4 protein-coding genes are annotated in these 4,810 nt (G+C 48.5%); all 4 read right to left on the bottom strand.

Annotation, left to right across the window (positions count from 1 at the left end):
• Window positions 1-50 precede the first annotated feature (50 nt).
• The 4 genes from HMPREF3178_RS05255 to HMPREF3178_RS05240 all read right to left on the bottom strand — a co-directional run bounded on the left by HMPREF3178_RS05255 (window position 51) and on the right by HMPREF3178_RS05240 (window position 4,667).
• Entirely contained in the window at window positions 51-1,433 is a 1,383-nt protein-coding gene (locus HMPREF3178_RS05255; protein ID WP_000426307.1) for a diguanylate cyclase, read from the bottom strand.
• A 198-nt stretch (window positions 1,434-1,631) separates the two neighbouring features.
• Complete coding sequence (locus HMPREF3178_RS05250) at window positions 1,632-2,336, bottom strand: IS6-like element IS26 family transposase (RefSeq protein WP_001067855.1); 705 nt, start codon at window positions 2,334-2,336, stop codon at window positions 1,632-1,634.
• Between the two features lie 120 nt (window positions 2,337-2,456).
• The gene (locus HMPREF3178_RS05245; RefSeq protein ID WP_031591821.1) at window positions 2,457-3,161 is read right to left on the bottom strand and encodes a toll/interleukin-1 receptor domain-containing protein; all 705 of its coding nucleotides are present in this window, start codon (window positions 3,159-3,161) and stop codon (window positions 2,457-2,459) included.
• 159 nt (window positions 3,162-3,320) lie between these two features.
• Window positions 3,321-4,667, bottom strand: coding sequence for an ISNCY family transposase (locus HMPREF3178_RS05240; protein ID WP_077251107.1), 1,347 nt, complete (start codon window positions 4,665-4,667; stop codon window positions 3,321-3,323).
• Window positions 4,668-4,810: the final 143 nt, after the last annotated feature.

The raw sequence follows: 4,810 nt of genomic DNA, 5'->3' as shown, positions 1-4,810 counted from the left end.
CAGCAAAAGTTCGATTTATTCAACAAAGCCCCTCTGCTTCCGTATACCCATTAAGAAGCGGGTTTCCACAGTTCAACACAATTTCTGCCCCGTCTTTTTGCGGTATATAACGCTTCGTCTGCTATCTGAATTAAACGTTCATAATCCGGATGACCATTAAACATCGCTGCCCCAATGGACAATGAAAGCGGAATAAAATCCCCCGCAGGCGATTTTATTTTTGTTTTCTCGACGCGACTGCGAATACGCTCCGCAATACGTAGCGTATCGGTTTGTGTCGCTTCAGTAAGAACAATAATAAATTCATCGCCACCGTAGCGAAAAACGTAATCACTGCTGCGAACGTTGTCATAAAAAGCCTGAGACACCTGACGAAGGATCTCATCACCGGTATTGTGCCCCCAGGTATCATTGATCTCTTTAAATTTATCGACATCAATAATAAGAATAGAGAGGGGGGTGCCGGCGCGATTAGCATGGGCGATTTCCCGCTTCAAGATGGTTGGCAGGAAACGTCGGTTGAGTAATTTGGTCAGTACATCCATCCCTACCTCATGGCGGGACACTTCCTCAAACAATTCACGCAGTAGCGTAATGATCTGCGAGACGGTATTGCGGATTTGCAGCAGGAATTTCACCCGTGATGCTTTATTGCTTAACGTTTTCGTTGTCCCACTGGTGTGGTGAAACACGCCGTCAAAGTCCTGAATCAGTCGTGAGATGTGACCGACTTCCGCAATACCACTGAAATAATGACGTCCTTTATGATTAAACCACAAACCAAAATCCGCCTGGCTTAACGGCAGGCTGTTGCCGAGATCGGAGTCGAGTAAGACCTTATAGATAATGTCCATTTCCCACGACAGTAACGCGGCGATTTGACGCTCTTTCACTTCTTCTGCGTTTTCCAGCAAAGAAAAAATACGGTAGTTTTCATCTTCTTTTGCTGCGGTACTTTCACTAAAGGAGAAGGCTCTGGACATGACTTCCATCGCCAGATCAATACTGTTAATGGAGAAGTGGTAGACAAGCAGCTTATGTGTCGCTTCATGGTGGCTGTCAATGATGATCGGATAGAGAATTTTCTTCAGTACGCGAAAACCCATTTCAACCAGTTCCACCGGAATACCAATACGCGCATGCACTTCAGCCACCGTATGCTGTATTTTTATCAGTTCATCAATATTGTCGACTTCACTGGAGAGCACATCCACAATCCACTTTTCAAGTGCGCTTTTGAGTTGGCGCTCAACCTGTTCATTACTCAAAAACTCCTCAGCATGCGGATCGGCGAGAACAATACGATAAAACTCAATGCTTAAAGCATGGGCATGGGCGATCGCTATCTCAGAAGCGAGTCTGCGAATGTGAGGGTCGGTCTGTTCAACCAGCGCGACCCATTCGTCTTTCATTCTTTTAAGATACATCTCCATGGTGAAGATCCTTACAGTGGTTAGCGAACAACATTTTGCCTGGCTCAAATGCACAATCTGGATAGTAAGATGAATCTAAAACATAAAACACCTGAAAGCGTGCAGGGCGACATTAATGAAATAGTGTAATGCCTTAAGCCATATTTGGCACTGTTGCAAAGTTAGCGATGAGGCAGCCTTTTGTCTTATTCAAAGGCCTTACATTTCAAAAACTCTGCTTACCAGGCGCATTTCGCCCAGGGGATCACCATAATAAAATGCTGAGGCCTGGCCTTTGCGTAGTGCACGCATCACCTCAATACCTTTGATGGTGGCGTAAGCCGTCTTCATGGATTTAAATCCCAGCGTGGCGCCGATTATCCGTTTCAGTTTGCCATGATCGCATTCAATCACGTTGTTCCGGTACTTAATCTGTCGGTGTTCAACGTCAGACGGGCACCGGCCTTCGCGTTTGAGCAGAGCAAGCGCGCGACCATAGGCGGGCGCTTTATCCGTGTTGATGAATCGCGGGATCTGCCACTTCTTCACGTTGTTGAGGATTTTACCCAGAAACCGGTATGCAGCTTTGCTGTTACGACGGGAGGAGAGATAAAAATCGACAGTGCGGCCCCGGCTGTCGACGGCCCGGTACAGATACGCCCAGCGGCCATTGACCTTCACGTAGGTTTCATCCATGTGCCACGGGCAAAGATCGGAAGGGTTACGCCAGTACCAGCGCAGCCGTTTTTCCATTTCAGGCGCATAACGCTGAACCCAGCGGTAAATCGTGGAGTGATCGACATTCACTCCGCGTTCAGCCAGCATCTCCTGCAGCTCACGGTAACTGATGCCGTATTTGCAGTACCAGCGTACGGCCCACAGAATGATGTCACGCTGAAAATGCCGGCCTTTGAATGGGTTCATGTGCAGCTCCATCAGCAAAAGGGGATGATAAGTTTATCACCACCGACTATTTGCAACAGTGCCAAATATCTGGCCTGCGGTAGTAGACCAGATATTTTAGTTTGAGTGGGAGTCGTTACTCTACACAGTAATCAATTCTGCAATTTTTGTTGCGACAACTGCCAGCGTATCTTCTCCCGTGTCCAGACCGCTTCGGGATGCGAGCAAGGGACTGACATTGCGGAGAGCTTCATACGTTGTGTTATGAACGATCGGTACGAGTTGGTTCCCGGCCAGTAAAGCTGAAAGCTCTTTATCAGCAACGCCTTCTTTGGGCAGTCGGTTTAATAGCGCTGGAGTCACTAATACCAGACCGATTCGAGAATTTGCTAATCCTTTATCGATGGCACGCATCATAGGAACGCCAAGAGCAAGATCCTTTTCGCTAAACCATACTTTGACGCCTGCAGCCTCGAGCAAATCGTGTAGCTCTTTGGCTACGCCTTGTCGATCATCCCAAGCGTGGCAAAGGAATACATCACGCAAATCCGGCTTCTCTGCGACAAGCTTCTCTACCGTTTGGCGAATCGGTGTGAGAGATTGTACTTGGGCGGTTGTGTAGGAAACGGAAGATCCCGATTTTGACCAGCGAGGCTTTGTACCGCTGCTGGAACCACCGCTACTGCTTCCACGACTTCCGCCAGCGCTGCCTGACGAGGAGTAGGACGGATAACTATCATAACTGTAGCTGCTGCGGCGATAACCACTGCGATTGCGACAGGCTGGACAGGCAGCAGCGGCGGCTGCTGAGCTATGTCCACGTACAGGAGCCGTACATCTGGCCATGTTCTGTTTTCCCCTTAATATTCTGGAATATATCTGCTGTGATAGTAAAACCAGATAAGTAATGGGGATTATTGGTTGCAAACTCAACTGCCATGTTTTCAAAAGCTTGTACTTCATCACACTGCCACAGCTGAACTATCCAAAAAAAAGAGCAGGGGGCTAGCGTTTCAGGCTGGCCCTGAATTCATCCGGGTTTACCAGGACCGGATTAATTGCCCTGAGTTGCTCCTGAACTCTGGCCTGAGCCCGTCGTTTTGGCATCTTTTTGCTCCTGTCACGCTTGCCATCGCGTTCGAGTTCATCCATTTTGCTTTGCGCCAGCTTCAGTACAGCCCCAAGACGTTTGTTATCAACAATTTGCCCCTGGTCGAGACATTCCAGTTTGTCGAACACCTGATATTTGAGTGAACGGTAACCGTATTTGAATGCCAGCGTGCCGTCAGGATAGTCGTAGACAGTTATTTTCTCGCCAGCGATGCGAGTATTTTCTTCAGTAGGTTCAACCAGATATATCATTTTGTCATAGCGGAATGTCAGCGTTTTAGACAGCTTACGCAGTTCCTGCCAAGCAAAGATATCATCCAGCTCTTCGTTGCTTTCAGACACCGGGCGGTGCAGATCTTTGGGGTATTTTGCTGGTCTTGCGAAGCGACGATTGAAGTCAGCGATGAAGGTATCCAGCCAGGCGTTGGCGGCTTCAATACTGCAGATTCCCTCGAGACGCATCTCTTTGATAAGCCGATCCTGAAGTGTCTGATTTGCTCGCTCCACACGGCCTTTAGCCTGTGGACTGTTGGCACAAATCAACTCGATCCCAAGTTCAGAAAGTACACGGCCAAACTGGGTGACTCCGGTCGTAGTGGATCCTCCATTATTGACCCTGAAAATGCCGTGCTTATCGCTGTAGAACGCAAGGGGCTTGCCGTGTTGCTCGAGATACTCGCGAGTGGCCATCATGTAATCAAAAGCTGATTCAGTCTCACCAAAACGGAGGTGCATCAGGCGGCCAGTCGCGTCATCAATAAAGACGAGCAGGCAGCATTTCGGTGCACGGCCTTCAAACCAGTCGTGCGGGGAACCATCAATCTGAACAAGTTCTCCGAGGCAGTCACGCCGATATCTGGGTTGATGAACGCGGGGCCTGCGACGTGAATAAGGAACCCAGAGTCCATCCGCTGTCATCCATTTTCTGAGCGTTTCAACAGATACTGTGATGTTGTGGCGTTCGCGTAATTTTTCTGCGGCCAGTGTTGGTCCAAAGTCGCTGTAATGATCGTGAAGTAACGAAAGAACTCGCAGCTTCAGTGACTCAGGAAGCCTGTGATTACCAGGGCGTCCACGCCGAAGGTTTACCAATCCTGCGGCACCAGACTCACGAAAGCGGTTCATTAACCGCTGTGTCTGACGTTCGGTCAAAGCAAGCTGATGAGCAGCATCACGACGGCGCATACGTTTTTCAACAACTGATTGAATGACGTTGATCCGACTGATTTCTTTATCTGACATGGTCACAAGCATCCTGATGTCTCCATGGCCTGAGGATTGGATCCTTTATGCCAGAAAAAGTGACATCACTAAATGGGTTAAAAGTGACATTAGAATATGGGAGCTACAGCATTTGTCAAGGCTCAATTGAAATGTCCGTTATC

The sequence above is a fragment of the Klebsiella sp. HMSC09D12 genome (assembly GCF_001808475.1).
GTDB classification, from domain to species: domain Bacteria; phylum Pseudomonadota; class Gammaproteobacteria; order Enterobacterales; family Enterobacteriaceae; genus Klebsiella; species Klebsiella oxytoca.
This window is presented reverse-complemented; position numbering and strand designations above follow the sequence as displayed.